At 70.5% G+C, this 24562-nt stretch carries 22 protein-coding genes; 13 read left to right on the top strand and 9 right to left on the bottom strand.

Annotation, left to right across the window (positions count from 1 at the left end):
* Positions 1 to 26: 26 nt before the first annotated feature.
* A complete protein-coding gene (locus tag Air01nite_RS00870) occupies positions 27 to 584 on the top strand; it encodes a GNAT family N-acetyltransferase (protein ID WP_203699799.1) in 558 nt (185 codons plus the stop codon).
* On the top strand, positions 581 to 919 hold the full coding sequence (locus Air01nite_RS00875) for a DUF952 domain-containing protein (protein WP_203699800.1): 339 nt from the start codon (positions 581 to 583) through the stop codon (positions 917 to 919). The genes Air01nite_RS00870 and Air01nite_RS00875 overlap by 4 nt, the downstream gene beginning before the upstream one ends.
* 19 nt (positions 920 to 938) lie before the next feature.
* Here Air01nite_RS00875 and Air01nite_RS00880 read toward each other — a convergent pair whose 3' ends face one another.
* From Air01nite_RS00880 to Air01nite_RS00910, 7 genes are all read right to left on the bottom strand, one after another.
* A complete protein-coding gene (locus Air01nite_RS00880) occupies positions 939 to 3884 on the bottom strand; it encodes a glycosyl hydrolase (protein WP_203699801.1) in 2946 nt (981 codons plus the stop codon).
* Between the two features lie 97 nt (positions 3885 to 3981).
* Positions 3982 to 5496, bottom strand: coding sequence for an ATP-binding protein (locus Air01nite_RS00885; RefSeq protein ID WP_203699802.1), 1515 nt, complete (start codon positions 5494 to 5496; stop codon positions 3982 to 3984).
* Positions 5451 to 6023, bottom strand: coding sequence for a DUF4062 domain-containing protein (locus tag Air01nite_RS00890; protein ID WP_203699803.1), 573 nt, complete (start codon positions 6021 to 6023; stop codon positions 5451 to 5453). Before Air01nite_RS00890 ends, Air01nite_RS00885 begins: the two co-directional genes overlap by 46 nt.
* Positions 6024 to 6059: 36 nt before the next feature.
* Entirely contained in the window at positions 6060 to 8459 is a 2400-nt protein-coding gene (locus Air01nite_RS00895) for a glycoside hydrolase family 3 protein (RefSeq protein ID WP_203699804.1), read from the bottom strand.
* A complete protein-coding gene (locus Air01nite_RS00900) occupies positions 8456 to 9298 on the bottom strand; it encodes a carbohydrate ABC transporter permease (RefSeq protein ID WP_203699805.1) in 843 nt (280 codons plus the stop codon). The genes Air01nite_RS00895 and Air01nite_RS00900 overlap by 4 nt, the downstream gene beginning before the upstream one ends.
* Positions 9298 to 10218: a carbohydrate ABC transporter permease gene (locus tag Air01nite_RS00905; RefSeq protein ID WP_203699806.1), complete on the bottom strand. Its 921-nt coding sequence runs from the start codon at positions 10216 to 10218 to the stop codon at positions 9298 to 9300. The genes Air01nite_RS00900 and Air01nite_RS00905 overlap by 1 nt, the downstream gene beginning before the upstream one ends.
* Before the next feature lie 22 nt (positions 10219 to 10240).
* Positions 10241 to 11539 (bottom strand): ABC transporter substrate-binding protein, encoded by a 1299-nt coding sequence (locus Air01nite_RS00910; RefSeq protein ID WP_203699807.1) that lies wholly within the window; start codon positions 11537 to 11539, stop codon positions 10241 to 10243.
* Between the two features lie 623 nt (positions 11540 to 12162).
* On the opposite strand from Air01nite_RS00910, the gene Air01nite_RS00915 reads away from it, so the two are divergent.
* From Air01nite_RS00915 to Air01nite_RS00935, 5 genes are read left to right on the top strand one after another with little or no spacing between them, the layout of a single operon-like run.
* Entirely contained in the window at positions 12163 to 13002 is an 840-nt protein-coding gene (locus tag Air01nite_RS00915; protein ID WP_203699808.1) for a sugar phosphate isomerase/epimerase family protein, read from the top strand.
* Positions 13003 to 13016: 14 nt separating this feature from the next.
* Positions 13017 to 13640 carry a ThuA domain-containing protein gene (locus tag Air01nite_RS00920; protein ID WP_203699809.1) on the top strand — a complete coding sequence of 208 codons (624 nt, stop codon included), beginning with the start codon at positions 13017 to 13019 and terminating at the stop codon, positions 13638 to 13640.
* Positions 13641 to 13695: 55 nt separating this feature from the next.
* Positions 13696 to 14613, top strand: a complete 918-nt coding sequence (locus Air01nite_RS00925) for an aldo/keto reductase (RefSeq protein WP_203699810.1) — start codon at positions 13696 to 13698, stop codon at positions 14611 to 14613.
* Positions 14610 to 14765 (top strand): hypothetical protein, encoded by a 156-nt coding sequence (locus Air01nite_RS00930; protein WP_203699811.1) that lies wholly within the window; start codon positions 14610 to 14612, stop codon positions 14763 to 14765. The genes Air01nite_RS00925 and Air01nite_RS00930 overlap by 4 nt, the downstream gene beginning before the upstream one ends.
* 10 nt (positions 14766 to 14775) lie before the next feature.
* Positions 14776 to 15423, top strand: coding sequence for an SDR family oxidoreductase (locus Air01nite_RS00935; RefSeq protein ID WP_203699812.1), 648 nt, complete (start codon positions 14776 to 14778; stop codon positions 15421 to 15423).
* Positions 15424 to 15427: 4 nt separating this feature from the next.
* Here Air01nite_RS00935 and Air01nite_RS00940 read toward each other — a convergent pair whose 3' ends face one another.
* Positions 15428 to 16480, bottom strand: coding sequence for an AI-2E family transporter (locus tag Air01nite_RS00940; RefSeq protein ID WP_505606713.1), 1053 nt, complete (start codon positions 16478 to 16480; stop codon positions 15428 to 15430).
* Between the two features lie 318 nt (positions 16481 to 16798).
* Positions 16799 to 17482 carry a helix-turn-helix domain-containing protein gene (locus Air01nite_RS00945; RefSeq protein WP_308439942.1) on the bottom strand — a complete coding sequence of 228 codons (684 nt, stop codon included), beginning with the start codon at positions 17480 to 17482 and terminating at the stop codon, positions 16799 to 16801.
* A gap of 642 nt (positions 17483 to 18124) precedes the next feature.
* Between Air01nite_RS00945 and Air01nite_RS00950 the strand changes: the two genes are divergently transcribed.
* From Air01nite_RS00950 to Air01nite_RS00975, 6 genes are all read left to right on the top strand, one after another.
* Positions 18125 to 19348, top strand: coding sequence for a sensor histidine kinase (locus tag Air01nite_RS00950; protein WP_203699815.1), 1224 nt, complete (start codon positions 18125 to 18127; stop codon positions 19346 to 19348).
* A 1-nt stretch (position 19349) separates the two neighbouring features.
* Positions 19350 to 20012, top strand: a complete 663-nt coding sequence (locus Air01nite_RS00955) for a response regulator transcription factor (protein WP_203699816.1) — start codon at positions 19350 to 19352, stop codon at positions 20010 to 20012.
* Positions 20013 to 20116: 104 nt separating this feature from the next.
* Positions 20117 to 22387 (top strand): tetratricopeptide repeat protein, encoded by a 2271-nt coding sequence (locus Air01nite_RS00960; protein WP_203699817.1) that lies wholly within the window; start codon positions 20117 to 20119, stop codon positions 22385 to 22387.
* Between the two features lie 117 nt (positions 22388 to 22504).
* Positions 22505 to 23071 carry a DUF8817 family protein gene (locus Air01nite_RS00965; RefSeq protein ID WP_239090409.1) on the top strand — a complete coding sequence of 189 codons (567 nt, stop codon included), beginning with the start codon at positions 22505 to 22507 and terminating at the stop codon, positions 23069 to 23071.
* 124 nt (positions 23072 to 23195) lie between these two features.
* Complete coding sequence (locus Air01nite_RS00970) at positions 23196 to 23603, top strand: ester cyclase (RefSeq protein ID WP_203699818.1); 408 nt, start codon at positions 23196 to 23198, stop codon at positions 23601 to 23603.
* Positions 23600 to 24559 carry a Gfo/Idh/MocA family protein gene (locus tag Air01nite_RS00975; protein ID WP_203699819.1) on the top strand — a complete coding sequence of 320 codons (960 nt, stop codon included), beginning with the start codon at positions 23600 to 23602 and terminating at the stop codon, positions 24557 to 24559. Before Air01nite_RS00970 ends, Air01nite_RS00975 begins: the two co-directional genes overlap by 4 nt.
* The last annotated feature ends 3 nt before the right edge of the window (positions 24560 to 24562 follow it).

Genomic DNA, 24562 nt, shown 5'->3' on the forward strand with positions numbered 1-24562 from the left:
CCACCTCGGGTGGTAGGAAGGCGGGCATGCCCGCACTGCTGCCGCCCACGGTCGACGTCCAGCGTTCCTTCCTCACGGCCATGGCCGAGTTCCGGTCCGAAGGGCGCGGCGGCGCCGGCGACGAGACGATGATCGGGCGCGAGATCCGGGAATATGGTGACCGCTGGGCTGACCCTGACGTCTTCGCCGACTACGTCACCGGCCTGCGCGCGGACGCGTTGGAGGAGTCGCCCCGGCCGGCGAACTTCGTGCCCGCCACCACACTGTGGTGGGTCGACGACGACGCCTACCTCGGCCGGATCGCGATCCGGCACCGGCTCACCGCGTTCCTGCTGGAGCTGGGCGGGCACATCGGGTACGACGTGCGGGTGACCGCCCGTCGGCTGGGTCACGCGACCGCGATGCTGCGCGCGGCGCTGCCGGTCGCGCGGGGCCTCGGCATCGAGTCCGCGCTGGTCACCTGCGACGTCGACAACGTCGGGTCACGGAAGGTGATCGAGGCCAACGGCGGCGTGTTCGAGGACGAGCGCGGCGGAAAACTGCGCTTCTGGGTGCCGACCGCGCCGGTAGGCTCGGGCCGGTGATCTACAAGCTGCTGAGCACCGCGGAATGGCGGGCCGCCGAGGCCGCCGGGGTCTACGCGGGTTCCGACTTCGACCGCGGCGACGGCTTCATCCACTTCTCCGCGGCCGACCAGGTCGTCGAGACCGCGGCCCGGGTGTTCGCCGGCCAGAGCGACCTGACCATGCTCGCCGTCGACCCGGACGTGCTCGGCGCCGACCTGCGTTGGGAGGTCTCCCGGGGCGGCGCGCTGTTCCCGCACCTGTACGCGGCGATGCCGCTGTCGGCCGTGGTGGCCGCGATCACGCTCCGCGACGACCTTCCCGTGGACGAGGCGGTGGCGGCGGCACTGCCCTGAGTGCCGCCGCCCGCGTGCCTCAGGAGACCGTGAACGGCACGGTCACCGTCGACTGCCTCCCTTCGGTGGCGGTGGCGTCGACCCGCACGGTGGTGGGCGCGTTGCCGATCGCGTTCCACACCTCCAGCTTCGCGCAGCCGCCGGTCATCGCGGCCAACGTCCCGGACGACGAGCGCAGCCCGGCGGCCTGGGTGTAGGTCTCGGTGCCGACCACCGGGTCCGTGGCGAAGTAGTTGTAGGTCTCGACCCGGCTGAAGGTGCCGGTGCCGGCCGGGTCGTAGGAGACCCGGGCCTGCACGCCCTGCGCCACCGCGGTGCCCGCGTCCACGTACAGCTGGAACGCCGTGGCACCGCCGACCGGGCCGCGCAGCCCGCACAGCGTGAACGTGGCCGGGTTGTGCGGTGTGCCGTCCCAGTTGCCGTTGGCCGCGGCGAGGGTGACGGTGGCCGCGCCCGCACCGGCCGATGTGGACAGCGCACCGCCGGACCGCACGAACAGCCTGTTGGAACCGACCGGCGGGTTGCTCGTGGGGGGATTGCTGGTCGGCGGGTTGCTGGTCGGCGGGTTGCTGGTCGGCGGGTCCGTCGGCGGGTTCGCGACCCCGCCACCGCCGCTCCAGGTGAACGCGCCCGTGGTGGCCGTGCGTCCGGCCGCGACCGTGAGCGTGCGGCCGTCGGAGAACCGTACGGTCAGCGGGTTCGCCGACACGTTGGTCGCCACGTACGTCCGGACGCCGTTCTTCGTGAACACCGCGTACAGCGGCGTGTCCGCGGTAACCGTCGTGTCGAGCGTGCCGAGCGCGGCGACGTTGCGTACCCAGTGGAAGGTGTGCGCCCTGGTCTCGCCGTCCTCGGGCGGGTAGCCCGGGTTGGCCCGCAGTGCGGCCAGCGCCGCGTCACCGGACCCGCCGGAGCCGAGCGCCCGGAACGACCAGAGCACGTCCTGCCAGACCGTCGGCTGGCCGCCGTTGTTACGCACGAGCTCGTCCCAGTTGATGTTCACATAGGCCGGCCGCTGGCCCAGGTAGAGCGAGCCGCCGGTGATGGGCAGCAGGTTGATGCCCTGGATCATCTCGGGCTCGCCGCTGAACCAGGTGGCGTACGCGCCGCCGTCGCCCCAGACCATGCCGACCGTGCTGTGCCCGAACGCCGCCGGGTAGTTGGTGTCGGACGAGTCGAACCAGTACTCCTGGATCGCCTGTGCCTGGGTGGTGTAGATGAACAGGCCGGCGTCGCGCACCGCGGTCTGTCCGGTCGCGATGCCCCACTGGATCAGGGCGTTGGCGAAGTTCATGCCCTCCGACGACGACTCCTGGTTGTTGCCGGCACCGAACGCCGCGTGCCCCGACGCCCAGTCGTGCCCGGCGTAGATGTCGAAGTCGCGCAGGAACGGGAACATCGCGTCGTTGCGCTGCCAGCTGTTGGCGTCGCGGATCAGCAGGTTGACCATCGCGCCGTACTGCGACTGTGCCGCCCAGGCCGGGTCGAACCGGGCCAGCGTGGCCGCCGCCGCGATGAAGTAGCCGTAGTGGAAGTGGTGGTCGTTGAGCTCGGTGTCCGACCCGTACGAGGCCGGGAACCCGACCAGCGTGCCCCAGGCGGCGTCGTACGCGAAGACCCGCTGGGTCTTGCCGGCCGAGGCGGTGAACCAGTCGGTCAGCCGGGTACGGATCGCGGACAGCATCCGGTCCCGCTGTGCGGTGCGGCCGAGCTGGTCGGCGATCTCGGCGAGCCGGGCTGCCCGACCGAGGCCCTTGCCGGTCCAGTAGGTGTCGTTGCCGACGCCGGCCATCGGGTCGCCGTTGGCCACCTGGTCGAGCAACGTGCCGAGGGTGGTCAGGTCGGCGCCGGTCGACGTGGCGACGGCCGGGACCTCGGGCAGCACGCCGTTGAACCGGATCGCGGTGGTGAACGAGGAGACCCCGACCAGCGTCTTCATCGGACCACGGGCCGACACGTACGTCGGTGTGATCGGTGTGCCGGAGGCCAGGTTCTTCCACTGGTGCGGATAGAGGCTCACCACTGTCGGCCCACCGCTGCCCTCGCGGGCGGTCGTGGTGAACGCGTACGTGGCGTTGACCGTGCTGGTCGCCTGGCTGTAGGACCAGCTCACCGTGGTGCCGGTGACGTGCCGGTGCGCGTACGTGGCGTAGCTGTCGGCCAGGGCGGTCCGCTCGGCGGCCGGCGTCGAGGTGGTGGTCGGCAGCAGCGCCACCGACAGGTAGCCGCGACCGGCCAGGGTGGACGTGATCGTGGCGCCGCTGACCGTCCACGTCGCACCGGTGGGCGCGAACGCGACGTAGTCGTGCCCGCGCATGGTGAAGCCCACCCGGTTGCCGCTGTTGACCCAGACGGCGGGTGCGCTCGGGAACGACAGCACGGCGTCGCCACCGCTCACCTGTGCGTACACGAAGGGCAGTCCGTGCCCGATCGTGGCGCGCAGGGTGCGGCCGTTGCCGGCCCAGTACGGCGAGACGGTCCAGTCAGTCCAGCCGTCGACCTTCACGTCGGGTGAGCTCAGCCCGGCGACGCCGAGGGTGAACTCCCGGCTGTACGGGTAGTGGTACTCCCCCACGGTCGTCGGCGTGCCGGAGACCGTCGGGGTGGTGGTGTAGGAGACGCCGAGGCCGTCGCCGGCCGGCTGGAACGACATCGGGTGCGCGTGCAGCGGTGCGGAGTACTGGCAGCCGACGTTGTCGCGCTTGTAGAGCAGCGACGACCACCAGTCGTTGGTCGGCACCGCGCCGGCCGGGGCGTTCGCGGTGACGTAGAGGCGGGGGTTGGCGGACACGCCGGCACACGCGACGGGCGCCGAGGCGCCGGCCGGGCGGCTGGTGGCATAGCTGCCGGCGCCCAGCGGAGCGGCACCGGCCGGGTCGAGCATCGTGAACGAGAGCGCGGTGGTCACCAGCGCCACGGCGAGGACGGCCGCGGGTGCGCGCCATCGGCGGGAGAACGGTTTCATGGAGCCTCCGGGGACGGTCGGGGGCGTTCTGTTGCAGAGCAGGTCACCAAACCCAGCGGCAGATGTCAATGGGTTCTCAGTTGACGAGAGAGCGCTCTCAGCGTGGGGCGGCCAGCGTGAGCACGTCGGCGAGGGCGAGCCGGGCGCCGCGAGCGGTCAGCCGGCGGTACCGCTGCGCGCCCAGCCGCTTCCGCAGGCGACCAGCGGTCTCGGCGTGGGTCTCCCGGTCGACACCCCACAGGTCGGACCCGGAGGTCCCGCGCACCCGCCCCGCCGCGCCGAACAGCGTCGCGGCCCGCTCGCTGTCGCCGGTGCGGTCGGCCACCGCGGCGAGACCGTCCAGCGCCCGCGGGATCGTCTCCCGGCTGCCGATCGCGACGCTGCGGTCGAGCCCTTCGCCGAGCTCGCCCGCGGCCCGGTCGAGGTCGCCCTGGCGCAGGTGCGCGAGCCCGAGCCCGACCAGGCCGTTGCTGACCAGCACGTCGTCCTCCAACTCGCGGGCACCGCGCACGCCCTCGTCGAGGACGGCGACCGCCTCGTCCTCCCGGTGCGCCGTCACCCGCGCCACGCCGAGCCCGAGCAACGCCAGCAGCAGCCACCACCGGTGGTCGAGGCGGCGGAGCGTGTCGACGGCGCCGCGCAGGTCGCGCTCTCCGGCGTCGGGATCGGTCGCCAGCACGCCGCACGCGAGCGCGATCGTCGCGGCCGCGCGCTCGTCGCCGAGCGCGACGAACCGATCGCGCGACGGCGGCAACACCTCCGCGGCACGGTCGTAGTCCGCGCCGAGGAAGGCGAGCATGCCGAGCACGAACCGGGCGTACGCGCGGTTGTCGTCGGTCAACGCGGTGCCCGGCGCCAGCGCCCGCTCCATCGCCTGCCGCACGTCGCCGGAGAGGCGCTGGTCGAACAGCAACGGCCAGATGGCCAACCCCATCCGCACCGCGGACCCGGCGTCCCCCGCGGCGACGAACCACCGCAACGCCGCACCGCAGTTGTCCTCGTCGGCGACACAGGTGCGCACCAGCGGACGGATCTTGCCGTTGCCGTCCAACTCGGCGCCGACGTCGAACGCTAGCTGGCGAAAGTACTCGGCGTGCCGCTGGTGCAGTCGGTCGGCCTCACCGGCGTCCGCGAGCCGGGCCAGCGCGAAGTCCCGCACGAGCTGCAACATGGAAAATCGAGGCTGACCGTGTACGGAGTGGTCCGCCCGCAGCAGGGCCTTGTCCACGAGGGACGCGACCCCGTCGAACACGTCGTCGCCGCAGATCGTCTCCGCAGCCGCCAGGCTGAAGCTGCCCGCGAACACGCCGAGCCGACGGAACAGCGTCCGCTCCGCCTCGTCGAGCAGGTGGTAGCTCCACGCGATCGTCGAGTCCAGCGTGCGCTGCCGGGAGGGCCTGTCCCGCGCGCCCGCACCCAGTGCGTCGAAGCTGCTGTCCAGCCGCGACAGCAGGTCGTCGAGCGCCAGCACCCGGGCCCGGGGCGCGGCCAGCTCGATCGCCAGCGGCAGGCCGTCCAGGCGCCGGCAGATCTCGGCGATCGTCCGCACCTCCGCGTCGTCGAGCGTCAGGTGTGCGCCCGCCGCCTCGGCCCGGTCGGCGAACAGCCGCACCGCGTCAGAGCGTTTCGCGGACTCGGCGCTGTCGGACCAGTCGCGACGGGCGCCGGGGGCGTGCCCGCACCGAACCGCTCGCTGAGCAGCAACGCGAGGTCCTGCCCGATGAGCGCGACCAGCTCGCCGGGTTGCGCGAACGTGCGGTAGGAGACGCCGCTGCGGGCCACCCGTTCCAGCATCTCGGCGAGCCGTGGCTCCCGGTGCGGCGCCGGCAGCTGCACGTACACGAGCTGGGGTTTGCCCGCGGCGGCGAGGAACTCGTCCTCGAGCCCGGAGACGGACCGGCCCGGTTCGACGGTCCCGTAGCTCTCGCCGTAGATCGCGACGAACACGTCGCTCTGCGCCAGGTAGGCGAGATAGAGGTCGCGCGGCGGATAGGGCCGGGCACCCAGCTCGAACATCACCGGCGTGAGGTGGAGTTGCTCGATCGCGCGCCGCGCGGCCACACGGGCGTCCGACAGCTCGTTCATCGTGGAGCTGACGAAGACGCGTAGCCGCTGGTCAGGCGTGCGGATTTCGGTCATACCCGGACGCAAGCCTACCATCCGGGTCCGACTCGTTCAGGCGTCCAGCGGGATCGTGAGCCGCAGGTCCGTCACCGATCTGCCGAGGCGGGCGCGCAGGGCCTGCGCGGGCACGACCCATCGCCGCGCCGCCGGGTCCCAGGTCTCCCGCGCGCGGCGCCTCACCCGGACCGTGGCCGTCACGGTCTCGGCCGGACCTGCCGTGACCACGGTGGCACCGGCCAGCCAGCGCAGGGGACGCTCGGGCGCCGACGCCGGGTCGACCGGCTCGAGGTAGCACTGCACCACTTCGGTCCCGGGTCGGGTGCCGGTGTTGGTCAGCTGGACCGTCACCGCCAGGTCGTCGTCGCCGGCCGTGGCCACGTCTGCCGTCTCGTAGCGCCAGTCGGTCCAGCCCAGGCCGTGGCCGAACGGTGCGGCCGGTTCCGCGCCCGCCCGCAGCCAACCGCGGTAACCGACGTGGATGCCCTCCGGGTAGCTCAGCACCAGGTCGTCGCCGGGGATCGGGCGCGGCGTCGGCACGTCGGCCTCGTCGGCCGGCAGTGTCCACGGCAGACGGCCCGCCGGCTCGGCCCGGCCGAGGACGACGTCGGCCAGGGCGGCCCCGGCCTCCTGCCCGGGGAACCACGTCCACAGCACCGTCGCCGCCCGCGTGAGCCACGGCAGGACGACCGGCGCACCGGCGTTGACCGCGACGACCGCGTCGGGCGCCACCGCCAGGATCCGGTCGACCAGCTCGTCCTGCCGGCCGGGCAGCGCCAGGCAGGTGCGGTCCCAGCCTTCCGACTCGACGTCGCTGTTCGTGCCGACGACCACCACCACGAGGTCGCACCGGCGGGCGAGCGCGACCGCCTCCGCGATCTCGTCCTCGACGGTCGGACCCGGCGGCCGCAGGCGCAGCTCGCCGCGGACGACGCGGCCGAAGCCCTCGGCCGGGATCGCGGTCAGCACGGCCCGCACGTCCACGTCGCGCGGCTCGTGGACGACGAGGTCGGCACCCCGTCCGGGCGGCGCGTTCACGCTCGAATCGAGGAAGACCTCGGGCCCGGCCGGTTCGTCGCCGGACGCCACCACGACATCGTCCACGCGGAGCACGAACCGCCCGACGGTGCCCAGCTCGATCCGGTAGTCGCCCGGTTCGGCCAGCCGGAGCACGGTGTGCAGCTCCACGGTCTCGACCTCGGCGGGCACGGCCCGGTCCCAGCCGTCCCACTCCGCCAGCGTGACGCTGCTGAGCAGGGCGCCCGCCGCGTCGAAGGCGCGCATCCGGGCGACGCCCGGGCCACCCTCCGGGTCGTGGCCGAGCGACGCGAGGTCCGCGGGTGGGAGGTGGACCCGCGCGTCCCCGCCGCGGGCCAGCGTGACCTCGGCGTGCGGCAGCGCGGCGGCGAACGCCTCGGGCACGCCGACGACCTGCCGCGGCGAGACGACCGAGCTGCCGCCGCCGAGCACGAACGGAGTCGCGGCGTTCGGCCCGATGACCGCGACCGACCGGACGGCCGCCGGGGCGGCCGGGAAGCCTCCCGGGTGCCGGCGCAGCACGACTGTGGACCGCGCGGCCAGCTCACGCAGGAACGCCCGGTCGTCGCCGAAGACGGGCGTGGGCTGCCCGCCGGTGCGGGCCGCCAGCCGCAGGATCCGTGCGACCTTGTCGTCGATGACGCTCTCCGGGACGCGGCCGTCCTTGACCGCGGCCAGCAGTTCCTCGTCCCACGGGCCACCGGGCCCGGGCATGACGAGGTCGAGGCCGCCGTTGGCCGGCCCGACCGTCGCGGTGGTGGCCATCCAGTCGCTGACTACGACGCCGTCGAACGCCCACTCTCCTTTGAGGACGTCGCGTAGCAGCGGCGCGTGTGCGGTCATCGGGCTGTCGTCTCCGTAGGCGTCCGCCCGGTTGTAGGCTGCCATCACGCTCCAGACGCCGGCCTCCCGGACAACACGCTCGAACGGCGCCAGGTAGACCTCCCGCAGGGCGCGCTCGTCCGCGCGGGCGACGTACCGCGTGCGGTCCCGTTCCGAGTCGTTGAGCACGTAGTGCTTGACGCACGCGGCGACGCCGTGGCGCTGGATCCCGGCCACGAGCGGGCCGGCGATCTCCGCGGTCAGCAGCGGGTCCTCGGAGAAACACTCGAAGTGCCGGCCGGCGTACGGCGTGCGCTGGATGTTGACCTGTGGTGCCAGCACCACGTCGACGCCGTGGCGGCGCGCCTCGACGGCGAACAGGTGCCCGAGCCGGTCGGCCACGGCCGGGTCCCAGGTCGCTGCCACCGCGCTCGGCGACGGGAACAACAGGGAATGGCCCTCCCCCGTGCCGCGCACGCCGACCGGCCCGTCGGAGAGCACCAGCGACCGGAGGCCGACCTCCGGTCGCGGATGCAGCACCCAGGTGGTCATCCCCGTGAGCAGCTCGATCTTCCGCGCGATGTCGAGGTTCATACCCGGATCCGCCCCAGTGCGTTGCCGCCCTCGTAGAGGAAGCGTTGACCGAAGAAATAGACCATCACCATGGGTACGGTCAGCAGCATGCCGCCGGCCATGATGAGGTTCCAGTCGGGGGTCTGCCCGACGTTGCTGGTCTGCGTCATCGCGTAGAGCCCCAGCGCGAGGGGATATTTCTCCGGGTCGTTGATGTAGATGAGCGGCCCCAGGAAGTTGCCCCACTGGAAGGTGAACGTGAAGATCGCGACCGTGGCCAGCGCGGGCACCGACAGCGGGACGATGATGCGCCGCCAGATGCCGAAATAGCCGAGCCCGTCCAGTCGCGCCGCCTCGTCGTACTCGGTCGGGATCTGCATGATGAACTGGCGCATCAGGAAGATGCTGTAGCCGCTGCCGAACAGCTGCGGCACGATCAGTGGCCAGAACGTGTTGATCCAGCCGAGGTACTGGAAGGTGACGAAGGTGGGGACGATCGTCGCCTCGTACGGGATCATCAGGGTGGCCAGCGTGACGACGAACCAGATCCGCCGGCCCGGTGCCCGCAGGCGGGCGAGGGCGTAGCCCGCGAACGAGGACGCCACCACCTGGCCGACCATCGACGGGATCACGATGACGACCGAGTTGAACAGGTAGCGGCCGAGGTCGGTGTCCGAGAAGATCCGGCCGTAGTTCGCGAACTCGAAGGTGTCGGGGAACAGCTTCGGCGGGAACGTCGTGACGTACTTCGTGCTCGCCAGCGAGGTGCTGACCATCCAGAGGAGGGGCAGCACCATCAGGGCGGTGCCGAACAGCAGGACCACGTACACCGGGATCCGTTGGCCCCACCGCGGGCGCATCAGCTCACCTCGCCTTCGTAGTGGACCCAGCGCCGCGACCACCGCAGGACGACCAGCGTCAACAGCATGATCATCACGAACAGCAGCACCGCGATCGCCGACGCGTAGCCCATCTTGTTGAACTCGAACGCGTTCTCGTAGAGGAACGGCACCAGCATCAGCGCCCCGGCGTTGTGGCCCTGTGTCACGACGTAGACCTGGGTGAAGACCTGGAGGGCGCCGATGATCCCGTTGATCAGGTTGAACAGGATGATCGGCGAGAGCATCGGGACCGTGATCGACCGGAACTGCCGCCACGGTCCCGCGCCGTCGAGCATCGTCGCCTCGTAGAGGTAACGCGGAATCGCCTGCAACGCCGCGAGGAACAGCACGACGCCGCCGCCGAGCTGCCAGACGCCCATGATGATCAGGCCGTCCTTGACCCGGGCGGGGTCGACGAGCCACGCGGGCCCGTCGACCCCAACCGTCCCCAGCAGCGAGTTGACGATGCCGGACGGTGCCAGCAGCCAGCTCCACAGCATCACGACCGCGACGATGGGTATGGTGCTGGGCAGGTAGAACGCGGTGCGGAACCACCGGCGCAGCACGATCGGCTTGTTGAGCAGCAGGGCGAACCCGATGCTCAGGGCGAGGTTGACCGGCACCAGGATCGCCGCGTAGTAGGCGGTGTTGCGCAACGCCAGCCAGAAGTTGCTCCCCTCACCGGTGAGCAGGCTGCTGTAGTTGCGCAGGCCCACCCACTGCGGTGGCTGGAAGAGGTCCCAGTCGGTGAAGCTGAGGACCACGCTGGCCACCAGCGGCACCGCATAGAGGGCCAGGATGCCGACGATCCAGGGGAGCATGAACAGGTAGAAGGCGACCGTCTCCCGCGTCCTGTTCGACATCGTGCGGCGCGTCGGCGCCCGCCCGCTCCGGGTCATGGTTCCCACCGGTCGACCTCCGTCAGCTGCCGGCCAGCGTGGCCTTGATGTGCGACGCCGCGTTGGAGGTCGCCTCCTCCACCGAGGCGCTTCCGGTGAAGAACGGGTAGAGATCCTGCTCCACCTGCTTGGCGATCTGGTTGGCCTGCGGCGGCCGGGCCGGGGAGAACACCTGGTTGCTGGCCTTGGTCAGATCCGCGTACGAGATGCCCTGCGGCAACGCCTTCTCCCACTCCGGGATCAGCGCCTTCGCGCTCGGCACGTCCTGTTGGTTGGCGACGATCGGCTCCTGGCCGTCGACCGAGAACATGTACTGGACGACCGCCCAGGCGGCGTCCTGCTGCTTCGACCGCGAGCCGACCGCGAGGCCGGTGCCGAAGGCCATCATCGTGGGGTTCGCGGCGTCCGGGCTCGGCGGCGGCGCGATGCCGAAACTGAGGCCCTGCTTGACGAAATCGGGAATGTCCCACAGGCCGGCCCAGATCATCGCCGTCTTGCCCTGCGCGAACAGGGCGTCCCGGTTGACGTTCTGGCCGAAGTCCGCGTAGTCCTGCAGCGTCGGCGAGACCTTCAGCTTGGCCGCCAGGTCGTAGTAGGTCTGCAGGCCCGTCCGGAACTGCGGCGAGTCGATGGCCGGCCCGTCGAGCGCGTCGTTGAGGATGGTGCCGCCGAACGAGCGGGTCACCGACTCGACCGCCTGCGGCCAGTTGTCGATGGCGACGCCGTACTGCGTGGTCTTGCCGCCCTCGACGATCGTCAGCTTCTTGGCCGCCTCGGTGAACTCGCCCCAGGTCCAGCCCGCCTTCGGCAGCGCGACGTTCGCCTTCTCGAACATGGTCTTGTTGTAGTAGAAGACGAGGTTGCCGCCGCGGTCCGGCAGCGCGAACTGCTTGCCCTTGAGGTTGTACCCGCTGATCCGGTTGGCATCCACGGTGTCCTCGAGCTTGAGCCCCGCGGACTGGATCCGTGGTGCGAGGTCGAGGATCGCGCCGCGCGAGGCGAGCGCCGGGCCGCGGGTGCTGTCGACGAGGATGATGTCGGGCGAGCTGCCGCCGGCGATCATCGTGTCGACCTGCTGGTCGTAGTTCTCGATCGGGATGTTCTTGACCGTCACCTTCACACCGGGATGGGTCGCCGTGTAGGCGTCGGCCCTTTCCTGATACGTCTTGGTGTCGTTGGTGCTGCCCCAGATCGACATGACAAGGTCGGCCTGGTCGGCCGTACCCGATTGTTCGGTATCGCTTCCGCATGCGGCGAGCCCGAGGCCCACCGACATCGCGGCGAAGACCGCCATCGCGCGCAGCGCGGCACGTCTTTTCATTTCTAGGTTCCTCTCCGCCGGAAAACCTAGTCGACTGTGCGGAACGCGACTGGTGGCCGGGAGCGCCCGCCGGCTTCCCACGGCGAGCGGCACCCGCCGCGGCACAGGGCGTGCCGCGGTTTGCGTCAGTCACGATGTACGCGAACCCATGCCGCGAAAGGCGATCAGACGATCGCTGGCATTCGGGTGGCGTGCCACGGAGCCCGGAGAGTCGTACTGACGACGTTCGCGCGTAAGACCATCCGGCACCCAGAGGCCGAGTGTTCGCGCGCCGTCGGCGGAGCCTTATCCCCCCTGCGCGGGCCAATAGGCCGAGCGCAACGGTCCGGCGCTTCTATGAAGCATCGAAGCTAAAGATAAGTCCCAGTACGAGCTATCCGACACCTCCTGTTGACGAGCACGAAACGATGTGACAAGGAGGTAACCACACTTGCTGACGGCCAGCAAGGGGGGTCTTTCTCGGCGACCCCCCCTCTTGCCGGCCGCTCCGCCGGTGTGGTTATGTCGAGAAGCCGTGAGCGAGGCCGGGTCTCCCGCCGCACACGGTCGGCAGCGCTTCCCCTGCCGTCACGTCTGCCACCGCACCCATTCGGTCCGCAGCGACCGGGAAGAGGCATGCCACCATGACCGACACGATCAAGCTCGGCCTTGTCACCGACGTGGTCCCCATCGAGGAGATCGCCGAAGGCTGGGACTTCTACGAGATCCCCAACTCCGTGCACATCCTGCCGTTGCACAGCGAGTCGACCTGGGCCGCCAACCGCGACCGCTACCTGGCCCGGGCGGTGCCGACGCCGGTCGCGAGCCACTACGTCAGCGGCACCGATCCGCTGCACGGCTTTGGTTCGTTCGCTTCGGGACCGTCGTACGACCGCGAGCAGCAGCTCTTCTGGGCGGCCCGGTCGTTCCGGCGGATGCACGAGATCGGCGTCACGGTCGCGGGTGTCTGGGGCGGCTTCTTCCGTTGCCCCGACGGCTACCCGCGGACCAAGGCGTGGGACGACGCGGTCAGCTTCTGCAACATCCTCGCCGACGAGGGCGAGCGCTGGGGCATCGACATCGCACTGGAGCCGAACGCCGACCCCGACACGCTGTTCCCCAGCTACACCGAGGGTCTGGCGTTCGCGAAGACGGTCAACCGGCGGGCGATCAAGATGATGGTCGACCTCAACTACTTCATCAAGCTGGGCGAGTCGTTCGACATCGTCAGGGAGGACCCGGCGTACTGCGTACACGTGCAGATGGCTGGTGAGGGCAACGGCCACTCCCAGACGAACATCGAGCCGCGCACCGAGGCCTACCACCAGCTGTTCACGGTGCTGAAGGACATCGGCTACCGGAGCACGGTGTCGGTGGCCGCGCCCTGGCTCAGCTCGACGGGCGACGATCCCATCAACTACGGGTACGAGACGCGGGTCACGCTGAAGTACATGCAGGACCTCCGCGACGCACACTTCGGCTGAGCGGAGCGGTCAACATGAAGGTCGCCGTCATCACCGAATGGCATCCGTTCGACGTCGTCAACTTCCAGCGGCTCTTCTGGTCCTTCGACGACATCGAGGCGTACCCGCAGCCCTGGGACATCTTCTGTAAGGACCCCGGACGCGACGGCTACGACGCCCTCGTGTTCTACAACATGAGCTTCCCCGCCCCGGCGTCGGACGATTCGCGCCGGCGCTACCTGGAGGACTCGTTCGGCACGACCGGTCAGGGGATCGTGCTGCTACACCACGCGATCCTGAGCTACGAGACCTGGCCGTTCTGGGACGGGGTGTCGGGCACGCGGGACAGGCGGTTCACCTATCACCCGGAGCAGGAGCTCCGGTGCGCAGTGGTCGGCGACCACCCGATCACGCGCGGGCTCGGCGACTTCACCGTCGTGGACGAGTCGTACGCGATGGCGGAGCCGGCGGAGGACAACGACGTCCTCATCACGACCGACCACCCGCGGAGCCTGCGGGCTCTCGCGTGGACGCGGACCTACCGGAACAGCCGCGTGTTCTGCTACCAGTCGGGTCACGACGACACGACCTGGCGCGACCCGACGTTCCGGACCGTGCTGCGGCGCGGCATCTTCTGGACCGCGGGACTACTGGACTGAATGGACGGCGGCCCGGGTGGATCTCCGGTCCACCCGGGCTCCACAAAGGAGACACATGAGGTACGTGGACATCGGCGGCTCCGGGCTGCTCGGCTCGACGGTGGCGCTGGGCTGCATGCGGATCGCGAGCCTCGACAAGGCCGAGCTGGTGAACCTGCTCGGTGTCGCCGTCGACGCCGGCATCAACCTCTTCGACCACGCCGACATCTACGGCGGCGGCCGGTGTGAGGAGGTCTTCGGCGAGGCGTTCCGGTCGGTTTCGGTGCGGCGGGAGGACGTGCTGCTGCAGACCAAGTGCGGCATCCGCGACGGGTTCTTCGACTTCTCGAAGGAGCACATCCTCGCCTCCGTCAATGGCTCCCTTTCCCGGCTGGGCACCGATCACGTCGACCTGCTCCTGCTGCACCGGCCGGACGCACTGGTCGAGCCCGCGGAGGTTGCGGCTGCCTTCGACGAGCTGCACGCCGCGGGCAAGGTGCGCGCCTTCGGGGTCAGCAACCAGCACCCTATGCAGATCGAGCTGCTGCGCCGGCACGTGCGCCAGCCGCTGGTCACCAACCAGCTCCAGCTCAGCGTGGCGCACACCGGCATGATCGACGCCGGGATCAACGTGAACATGACCAGCCCCGGGGCGTTCGACCGGGACGGCGGCGTCCTCGACTACTGCCGGCTGCACGGGATCACGATCCAGGCCTGGTCGGTCCTCCAGTACGGGCAGATCGAGGGCACGCTGCTGGACGCCGAGCAGTTCCCCGAGCTGGACCGGGCGTTGCGCGACACCGCCGACCAGCTCTCGGTCACGCCCGCGGCGGTGGCGGTCGCCTGGATCCTGCGGCACCCGGCGCGGATGCAGGCGATCGTCGGCTCGACCAACGCCGCGCGCGTCGCGAGCCTCGCGGCCGCCAGCGACGTGGAGCTGAGCCGGCCGGCCTGGTACGAGGTCTACCGCGCGGCCGGCAACCGCCTGCCGTGACCGTCAGGCCGGGCGCCAGCCCGGCCGGTGGACGTCGGCGCCTGGGGTATGCGGACCAGGGCCACCTGACCCGCGACTTCACCGCGGTGGTCGGGGAGCCACCGGCCTGTTACGCGCGCGCCCAGCCCGGCGCCGCTGCGGGCCAGGAGTAGCGTCGCCGGTATGAGGATCGTCATCGCCGGCGGCCACGGGCAGGTTGCCCGACTGCTCAACCGGCGGCTCGCGGACGCGGGCCACACACCGGTCGGCATCATCCGTAACGCCGCGCAGTCCGACGAGGTGACCGCGTCCGGCGCCGAACCGGTAGTGCTGGACCTCGAGAAGGCCTCCCGCGACGAGGTCGCCGCGGTACTCGCCGGCGCCGACGCGACCGTGTTCGCCGCCGGCGCAGGCCGAGGCAGCGGCCCAGCTCGCAAGTGGACGGTAGACCGGGACGCGGCGATCCTGCTCGCCGCCGCGGCGGCCACGGCCGGCGTACGCCGTTTCGTGCTGCTCTCCGCGATCGGCGCCGACGACTTCGACCGCACGCTGGACGACGACTTCGAGGTCTACCTGGAGGCCAAGAGCGCCGCCGACGCCGCGGTCCGCGACAGCGACCTCGAGTGGACGATCCTGCGCCCGGACGGTTTCACCGACAAGCCCGGCACCGGCAAGGTCACGGTGGCCGAGACGGTCGGCCGGTCGAGCATCCCGCGCGCGGACGTGGCCGCGGTGATCGCCGCGCTGGTGACCGGCACCCTGGCCGTGCACCGCCAGTTCGAGGTGACGGGCGGCGACACCCCGATCGACGAGGCGATCGCCGCCCTCTGACCGCTCAGGCCCGGGCAGGCGGCTGGTCGACCGACGACTCGACGTCGGGCACACCGGCCGCCTTCTCCTCGTCTTCGTCCTCGTCGGTGGGTTCGGTGCCGGGCGGCTCCCGGTCGGGCGTCGGCTCCCCACCGGGATGGTCGGCGAGGTACCGCACCGCGGTGTTGCCCACGGCGAGAATCGGCACGGCCACCAGACCGCCGACGATGCCACCGACCACTACACCGGTGGCGATCGCCAGAATGACGGCGAGCGGATGCAGCGCCACCGCCCTCCCCATGATCAGCGGCTGCAGCACGTGCCCTTCGAGCTGCTGCACGCCGATCACGATGGCGAGCACGATGAGAGCGCTGATCGGCCCCTGGGTGACCAAGGCGACCAGCACGGCGACGGCGCCGCTCACGGTCGCACCGATCACGGGGATGAACGCACCGAGGAACACGAGCGCCGCCAACGGAAGCGCGAGCGGGATCCCCATCACGGCGAGCCCGATCCCGATGCCGACCGCGTCGATCAACGCGACGAGAACGGTGGCCCGCACGTACGAGACGAGGGTGTGCCAGGAGTAGTGCCCGGCCCTGGCAACCGGCACCCGCGCGCCACGAGGCAGCAGCCGGCACAGGAAGGTCCAGATCGACTCACCGTCACGCAGGTAGAAGAAGAGCGTGAACAACGCGAGCAGCACACCGGTGGCAACCTCACCGATCGTGGTCGCCGTGCTCAGCGCCCCGGTCGCCAGACTGTCCCGGTTGTCCATGAACTGCCGCTGAAGCTGCTCGATCGCGTCGCTGACCTGACTCTGCGAGATGTGCAACGGACTGTTCGCGAGCCAGGTCTGCACCTCGTCGATCCCCTGCCCGACCTGATCGGACAGATCATCGAACTGCGCGATGAACGTCTGCACGATCAGACTGAGCCCGCCGAACACGACGATCAGCCCACCGATCAGCACCAACGCGGCGGCCAACGACCTGTTCATCCCGCGCCGCCGCATCGCGGCGGCCACAGGCTCGAGCAACGCCGCGAGCAGGATCGCCACCACGACAGGGATCAGCACGATCCGCAGAACCCCGATAACCCGGAACAAAAGGTACGCGGCGGCAACGAACAACACGATCCGCCAGGCCCAAGCCCCCGCGACCCGAACCGCACGAGGTATCCCGTCGTCAACGGTCGGCTTCGGATCAACCACCACCACCGGCGCAACGGCCGGCGCCAACCGCTGATTGGGAGTAAACGGCGGCGGCCCACCCTGCCGCCCAGCGGCACGCATGGTGCTACGCGCACGCTCCCGCACGGACTCGACCCACGTCATGCCGCACTGCGTTGCCCACCGGCGAGGACCCGGAAACCCACAACGGCGGCAAGCGCGAACCTAAGAAAACCCGTAGAACGCCAACTCGGTCGGAGGAGGCGGCACTCCACGATATTTCTGCACTCTCACTTCCCACTGACTCCGCCGCCGCTGCCGATCCCGCCGCCCCCGATCCCGATAAAACGTCTCAGGCGGCCGAGCCAGCCCGTAAAGATCCCCCCACCACTCCCCCAACAACGGATCAAGAATCACGTCAAGATGAGCGGGAAACCGCCGCGAGCCGCCATCGACCGTGTTGTCGCTCTCCACCATCGGCATCAGCCTGCGCCGAGTCTCATCGACAACCACGATCCGAAACCCGCAGGCCCCCAACAAGCGCTCAACCATGGCCAGGCTGGGAACCAAATCCCCGGACTCGATCCGCCCCACAGTGCCATGACTGGCCCCACTCTTCTTAGCCAACTGCCGCTGACTGAAATCGGCCCGCCGCCGAGCAGCCCGCACCAACCCAGAAACCGACCAAACAAGAGAAGCACGAACCGATCCACTCATGGCCCCAGCATGCCGCCCCACCACCGACCCCAAAACCCCACGCCAAAACCTGTGGATAACCCCGACCAGCCCACACCCACCACCGGCCGCTTTGCTCTGCATCCATATACGCACCACCCCGAGCCAGGGGTGGTGCGTATATGGATGCAGAGCAAAGCGTGGATGACAGGGTGGCTTGGCGACCTGGCTCATGGTTGGCGTTGAGGGCTGCTGACTGGCACGGCGCGTGACCGACCGGCACCGTGTTGGCCGTGATCGCCATCGATGACGGGATCGCCCGTTAGGCCCGTTATTACTCTGTTCGTCTCTTGGAGCCAGCCCCGGAGGTGCCTGCGCGTCGTCGTCGACTCGGCTGCCGGTCGCGTTGCTCCTCCAAGCGCTGGTTGGTCGATCGGGGTGTCCGTCCCCGAAATGCGCGAGGACCTCGCCGTCGCCCTCGCGCGGCACCACCTACCCTCACCCGGCGACGACCGCCGACGGCTGGCCGATCGGTCGGGTCTTGTGGCTGGCCCTGTAATGGTCGGTGGGGTCGACGGTTGGGCTCCAGGGCTCGGTGCGATTCGTGGACCTTCGGCGGTGCGTGGCGCGGGTGCGGGGCGGCGGACCTCTTGGGAGCGTGCGGTTGACCGCACTGGGATTGGGCGGGCGGCTCGGTGGTTCGGCGCTGCGGTGGTTGCGAGGCTGGGGCTGCGGGTGACGGATCTCGGGGCGGGTGGTGGCGGTTGTGATCTGCGAAGCTGGCATCATGGCGGTCATTGGGCTCGTCCTCGCCGTCGGTGCGGTGGGTGGGACGCCGGTGCCGGTCGTCCACTCCGCGTCGATCGAGGCGGCGCGGTGAGGGCCGTTCTGGTTGGTCCGTTCGAGTGGCGGACCTGGCGGCAAGTTCTGTATGCCGTGGCCGGGGTGGTGCTGTCGGCGCCCGCGCTTCTCGTGCCGGTTGTGCTTGTCGTTGTCGTGCCGGCGGGACTCGTTGGGGTCGGGCTGCCGCTGGTGGTTGGGGTGTTGTTGCTCGCCCGGCGGTTGCCTCGCTGGTTCGGCTTGTTGTCCCGGCCGTTGCTCGGGTGGGAACTGCCGCCTCCGCCGCCGTTGCGTGGGCGGACGCTGCTTGGTCTGGCGCGTTTGGTGTTGGTCGATGGGCGGGGCTGGCGGGCCGCCGTGTACGCGTTCGTGAAGGTGCCTTTGGCCTTTGTCTCCGCTTATGTGGCTGTGGTCGGGACGCTTTTTGCCGTTATGTTGATTTTCTCGCCGGTGTGGTGGGCCGTTGGCGCCGACGATCTCAGTCCGGTTGGCGTTGATCGGCGGGGCGACACCGCGTATGTCTCGGCTATCGGTGTCGTCTCATTGTTCTTGTTTCCGTGGTTGTTGCGCGGTCTGGTCGCTCTCGATCGCGCGTTGGCGACGTTGTTGCTTGGGCCCGGGCCGGCGGCTGAGCGCATCGACGAGCTGGTGACCAGCCGGGCTGCGCTGACCGCCGATGCCGCTGCCACGTTGCGGCGGCTCGAGCGTGACCTGCACGACGGGACCCAGGCTCGGCTCGTGGCGCTCGGCATGACCCTGGCCCGGATCGAGAAGAGACTCGGGCCCGACGAACACGAAGCGCTCGCGCTGGTTGACGCCGCCCGTGGTGGTGTGACCGATGCGCTCGACGAGCTTCGGGAGATCGTTCGCGGTATCCATCCGCCGGCGTTGGACGCGGGACTGCCGACCGCGCTCGGTACGTTGGCGGCGCGCAGTGGGCTGCCTGTCACCGTTTCGGTGTCGTTGGACCGCACCCCGTCGGCCGACGCGGCAACCACCGTGTACTTCACGGCCGCCGAATTGCTCAGCAACGCGGCCAAGCACGCTGGTGCGCGGACCGTGGAGCTGTCGCTCAGCGGCGCGGACGGGTGGTTACGGTTGGTCGTGACCGACGACGGGCGCGGCGGTGCGGCGGCCTCTTCCACGGGTACGGGTCTGCGTGGGCTGATCGCCCGCGCGCGGGCCCTCGACGGGCGGCTCGAGGTGTCCAGCCCCGACGGCGGTCCGACCACGGTCGTCTTGAGCCTTCCAGGAGCCTGATGTGCGTACCGTCATCGCCGAGGACAACGTGCTGATGCGCGACGGCATGTCCGCATTGCTCGGCGACCACGACGTGTCCGTGCTCGCCGCGGTATCCGACGCGGCTGGTCTGTTGGCCGCCGTCGAGGAGCATCGCCCCGATGTGGCGATCGTCGACGTGCGCATGCCGCCGACGTTCACGGACGAGGGTGTACGGGCGGCGATCGCCATCCGGTCTGCGTACCCGGAGACGGGTGTCCTGGTTTTCTCGCAGTGGGTTGAGACCGTGTACGCGAACCAGTTGCTCCGCGACCACCCCGAGCGGGTCGGTTACCTGCTCAAGGATCGGATCGTCAGCACGGCGGCGTTCCTGGACGCCCTGCGGCGCATCGCCGACGGCGGTGTGGCGCTGGATCCGGAGGTGATTCGGCAGCTGCTATCGGCACCCACAGTGGACGCCGGGCTGGCCCGGCTCACCCCGCGCGAGCGCGAGATTCTGGCGTTGCTGGCGGAGGGGCGCTCCAACGTCGCCATCGCGGCGGATCTGCGTCTGGCCGGCCGTAGCGTGGAGAAGCACGTCACGGCCATCTTCACGAAGCTCGACCTGCCGCCGGCGCCCACCGATCATCGCCGCGTTCGCGCGGTCCTGCGGTACCTCGAAGCCCAACGCCTGTCCACTCAGTAGGATGGCGCGTTGCCGGCCTCGGCCTGGTCGCGCGATCATCGACGCCAGGTGATGGCTCGTCTTACCGGGACCGGGGGTACATGCAGGCGCTCGATCCGCGCGCAGTGACGACCGTCGAGGAGTTCGTCGTCCTGTTGCGCCGCGTGCGGGACCGTTCGGGCCTGTCCTACCGGACGATCGCGAAGCGGGCCGAGTTGGCCGGCGCCGTGTTGCCCGCCAGCACGCTTGCCACGATGCTCACCCGGCGCACACTTCCCCGCCGGGAGCTCGTGTCGGCCGTCCTCGCCGCGTGCGAGGTGCCGCCCGGCGCGATCCGGCACTGGCTCGACGTCTGGGGACGCCTCGCGGAGCGCGCCGACGACGCCTCAGCCGACGAGGAGGATGGCGGCGCCGCGATCGGCCCTGTGCCGTTCCAGTTGCCTCCGCCGCCGCCCGCTCTCGTCGGCCGGGGTGCCGAGCTCGACCTGCTCGCCGCCGGACTGGCCGAGCCGCCGGGCGCGTGGCTGCTCACCGGTGCCGGCGGCGTCGGCAAGTCCGCCCTCGCGGTGTTGTCCGCGCACCGGGCCGGCGGGCGATACCCGGGCGGCTGTCTCTACGTCGACCTGCGCGGGGCCAGTGCCGAAGGGGCGCCGAGCGAGCCGTACGACGTGCTCCTCGGGTTCCTGCGCGCGCTCGGCGTGCGCATGGCGCCCGGCACGGTGGACGAGGCGAGCGCGTTGTTCCGCAGCATCACCGCCGACCGGGCCATGTTGGTCGTGCTCGACAACGCCGGTTCGGCGGCGCAGGTGCGGCCTCTGCTGCCCAGCGGCCCGCGGTCGACCACGCTGGTCACGAGCCGTTGGCGGCTGCCCGACCTCGACGTGACCGGGCGCCTCGCGGTGGAGCCGTTGCCGGCGGCCGGCGGGCGTGCGCTGCTGGCGCACCTGTGCGGTGCCGGCCGGGTGACCGCCGAGGCCGCGGCCGCCGCCGACATCGTGCGGCTCTGCGGTGGCTCCCCGCTGGCCCTGCGGATCGTGGGCGCCCGGGCCGCCAGCCGGCAGGTCCCCGGGACGCTCGGGGTCCTCGCCCAGCACCTCGGTGACGACGCCCGACATCTCGACGCGCTCGAGGTCGGCGATCTGTCGGTGCGCGCCGGCTTGCGGGTGGGATACCGGAGCCTCGTTGACGTCGACGCCACCGCCGCGACCTTGTTCCGGCTCGCCGCCGTGCCCGACTGGATCGAGCTGAGTGTGGATGCCTGCGCGGTCATGCTCGACGCGCCGGCCGTGACCGTCGACCGGGCGCTCGACCTTCTCATCGACGCGCACCTCGTCGAGGGCACGGCGCCGGGGCGGTTCCGCTACCACGACAGCGTGCGGATCTTCGCGCGCGAGCTGGCCGCCGCGTCGGATCCCGCGGACGCCCAGCTCGCGGCGCGGTCCCGGCTGGTGTCGGTGATGTTCAGCGCCGCCGCCGGTGCTGCCCGCACGCTCTTCCCGCACGACACGCTTCCCTATGGCGAGCTCGGCGCGACCCCACAGCGGTTGATCAGGGCGGACGCCACCACCGCCGAGGCCTGGCAGTGGCTCGAGCTGGAGCGGGTCAACCTGCGGATGCTCGCCGGTCAGGAGCTGGCGGCCGGCAACTGCCTGCCGGCGATCCGCGATCTGGGTGTCGCCGTCGCCAAGTACCTCGACTACGCGGGGCACTTCGTCGACCAGGCCCGGCTCGGGCAGATCGCGATCGACGCCGCGCGGCGGCTCGGCGACCGCAGCGGCACGGCGCAGGCACTCAACATGCTGGCGATCGCCATGCTGCGCCACGAGCGGCGGGGTGAGGGCATCGCGCTGCTCGACCAAGCGCTGGTGATCCGGCGGGAGCTGGGCGACCGGGCCGGCGAGGCCGCCTGCCTCAACAACCTCGGCAACGCCCATCGCGACGACGGCGACCTCGACGCGGCGTTGGGGTGCCTTCAGCAGAGCCTGGCGCTGCGGAAGGAGCTGAGCGACCGCTACAAGACCGGGTCGGCCCTCGACAACATCGGCATCGTGCTGCGCCGGATGGGCCGCTATCAGGAGGCGCTGGACCACCACCGCGCCGGGCTCGCGATCACCCGGGAGCTGGACGACCGGCTCCGCGAGGCGCTCGTGCTCACGAACCTCGCCGAGACCGAACACCTGGCCGGTCAACCCCGGCAGGCACTCGGTCACGCCGAACAGGCGCTGTCCATCAGCCGGGAGCTGCACCACGACCGCGGGCGCGGCCTCGCCCTGCAGGTGATGGGCGACGTCTGGACGACGCTCGGCCAGCCCGCGCGCGGACGGGCGTGCCACGACGAGGCGGCGGAGCTGCTGCACGAACCGGCGATCGGCGCGCCCACGCCGATCGCCGGCTGACCAGTGCGCCGGATGGCCCCCGAACGCCATCCGGCACGCGGTGTGGCAATCGTCGGTGCGCCGTACACCGATCGAAAGGATCTCGAACACTCTCGAACGAACCCGAACACCGGCCATGTGCGGTCGGGGCGGGGCAGCGGGGTCGACCCGGCCGAGGAGACGACCGGCGGGTGTCTGGTGATGGTGGACCAGGTCGCTCCCTACCATGCCGCCTTCACCGCGGCGATGCGGCAGGCGCACGGGAAGGTTCTTTCCAAGGGCCTGCCGCGGATCACGCGTTACCGGGCCGGTGCCTCACGGTTCACCGTGATGGATCCGTCCGGCAACTCGATCGTCTTCATCCAGCGCGACGAGCCGGCGGAGCTCGAGTACGGCGGCTCGAAGGAGCTGAGCGGCCTGGCGAAGGTCCTCGACAACGCCCGGATCCTGCGCGAGTTCAAGGAGGACGACCGGGCCGCGTACCGCTCGTTGAACTCCGGGCTGCGCCGCCACGGCGCCGGCGCGACCGCCGTCGAGCAGGCCGTGGCGCTGGCTGTCCTCATCGAACTGTCGACGGCTCTCGACGAGCCCGTGCCAGTCTGGGGAGACCGGCTGCGCCAGCTGACCCTGACCGCCGAGGAACGCCGCCAGGTCGATGCGGCCGTTGCCGACCCGGCGCTGCTGAAACCGTGGCTGCGCGCGTGATCGGTGCCAGTGGTACGCATGCGGCGGACGAGCCGCGCCATCGCGACCGCCAGCGCCCGCACCCGCTAGTAGGTTCGAGGCAGGGGGCGGATCGATGGCTGCTGAGCAGCGGAACCTGGAACTGATGCAAACGTTGGACGATGCCTGGAACGACCAGGATCTCGGGACGTTCAACAGCCGCCACGCGTCGGATGTGGTCGTGCGGTGGCCCGGCCGGCCCGAGACGCACGGGGGGCACGACCACGAGGTCGAGGCGCGGCAGTTCTTCGCGGCGTTTCCGGATCAGCACCTCGACAACCGTCCGTACAAGGTGCTCTTCGCGTCCGGTGAATGGACCTGTTCGGTCGCGCACTGGACCGGCACCATGACCGGGCCGTTGCCCGGTCCGGACGGCTCCGAGATCGCGCCCACCGGCAAGTCGTTCGCCGTGGACTTCTGCACCGTGGCGCACTGGGTGGACGGGAAGATCGTCGAGGAGAACCTCTTCTACGACCTGACGACCTTCATGAAGCAGATCGGGCTGGGGTCGTGACCGACGTCGGCGTCGGGATCGTCGGGACCGGGTACATCGCCAAGGGGGCGCACGGGCCCGCTGTGACGGAGACGCCGGGTGCGCGGTTGGCCGGGGTGCTGTCCCGGTCCGAGAGTGCGGGCCGGGAGTTTCTGTCCACATTCGATGCTTCCGACGCCAAGGCGTACGACGATCTCGGTGCGTTTCTCGCTGACCCGGGCATCGGGCTCGTCGTTGTCGCGTCGCCCGACGGGCTGCATTTCGCGCAGGCCGAGGCGAGTTTGCGGGCCGGTAAGCATGTCGTCGTCGAGAAGCCGATGGCGTTGAGCATGGGCGAGGCGCGCACGCTCGTCGATCTCGCCGACAGCGGTGGGCTGGTGCTCGCGGCCGGCTATCACCTGCGCTGTCATGTCGGCCATCAGCTGCTTCGGGAGCGGGTGTTGGGCGGCGAACTCGGCACGTTGCGGCATGTGCGGGTCAGTTGGCCCTTTCCGATCGCCGAGACCAACTGGCGGGCGCAGGGCGAGGTCGCCAAATGGTGGTCGTTGTCCGCGACCGGGACGCACTGTCTGGACCTGGCCCGGTGGTACGCGGACGACATGGCCGACTGGGCCCAGTTCCGGTCGGTTCTCAGCAACAGCAAATGGCACGCCCGCAGTGACGAGGCGGCGGTCATCGCGGCTCAGCTCGCCTCGGGGCCGACCGTCGACGTGCTCAGCGCGATGCAGTTCGACGCCTTCACCCGGCTGGAGCTGTTCGGCGACCACGGGTCCGCGGTCGCGGAGAACACGTTCGGGTCGCACGGCGGTGGCGAGATCACCGTCAACGGGGAACGGCTCGCCTACACGCCCGAGAACCCGTTCGAGCGCCAGCTCGCGGGTGTGCTGGCCGCCATCGCGGGTCAGGGTCCGCCGCCGGCGGACGGGGCCGTCGGGCTGCGGGCCGTCGAGGACCTGGTGCTCGCCGACGACCGCTGACGG

It is taken from the genome of Asanoa iriomotensis, from assembly GCF_016862515.1.
Taxonomy (GTDB): domain Bacteria; phylum Actinomycetota; class Actinomycetes; order Mycobacteriales; family Micromonosporaceae; genus Asanoa; species Asanoa iriomotensis.

What these genes read in the sequence shown, in the direction of transcription:
- Air01nite_RS00895 (WP_203699804.1), bottom strand. Translation starts at nt 8,459, where the DNA reads ATGAACCTCGACATCGCGCGGAAGATCGAGCTGCTCACGGGGATGACC.
- Air01nite_RS00945 (WP_308439942.1), bottom strand. Translation starts at nt 17,482, where the DNA reads ATGAGCCAGGTCGCCAAGCCACCCTGTCATCCACGCTTTGCTCTGCAT.
- Air01nite_RS00890 (WP_203699803.1), bottom strand. Translation starts at nt 6,023, where the DNA reads ATGACCGAAATCCGCACGCCTGACCAGCGGCTACGCGTCTTCGTCAGC.
- Air01nite_RS00925 (WP_203699810.1), top strand. Translation starts at nt 13,696, where the DNA reads ATGAGGTACGTGGACATCGGCGGCTCCGGGCTGCTCGGCTCGACGGTG.
- Air01nite_RS00870 (WP_203699799.1), top strand. Translation starts at nt 27, where the DNA reads ATGCCCGCACTGCTGCCGCCCACGGTCGACGTCCAGCGTTCCTTCCTC.
- Air01nite_RS00920 (WP_203699809.1), top strand. Translation starts at nt 13,017, where the DNA reads ATGAAGGTCGCCGTCATCACCGAATGGCATCCGTTCGACGTCGTCAAC.
- Air01nite_RS00910 (WP_203699807.1), bottom strand. Translation starts at nt 11,539, where the DNA reads ATGAAAAGACGTGCCGCGCTGCGCGCGATGGCGGTCTTCGCCGCGATG.
- Air01nite_RS00915 (WP_203699808.1), top strand. Translation starts at nt 12,163, where the DNA reads ATGACCGACACGATCAAGCTCGGCCTTGTCACCGACGTGGTCCCCATC.
- Air01nite_RS00900 (WP_203699805.1), bottom strand. Translation starts at nt 9,298, where the DNA reads ATGCGCCCGCGGTGGGGCCAACGGATCCCGGTGTACGTGGTCCTGCTG.
- Air01nite_RS00880 (WP_203699801.1), bottom strand. Translation starts at nt 3,884, where the DNA reads ATGAAACCGTTCTCCCGCCGATGGCGCGCACCCGCGGCCGTCCTCGCC.
- Air01nite_RS00970 (WP_203699818.1), top strand. Translation starts at nt 23,196, where the DNA reads ATGCAAACGTTGGACGATGCCTGGAACGACCAGGATCTCGGGACGTTC.
- Air01nite_RS00905 (WP_203699806.1), bottom strand. Translation starts at nt 10,218, where the DNA reads ATGACCCGGAGCGGGCGGGCGCCGACGCGCCGCACGATGTCGAACAGG.
- Air01nite_RS00935 (WP_203699812.1), top strand. Translation starts at nt 14,776, where the DNA reads ATGAGGATCGTCATCGCCGGCGGCCACGGGCAGGTTGCCCGACTGCTC.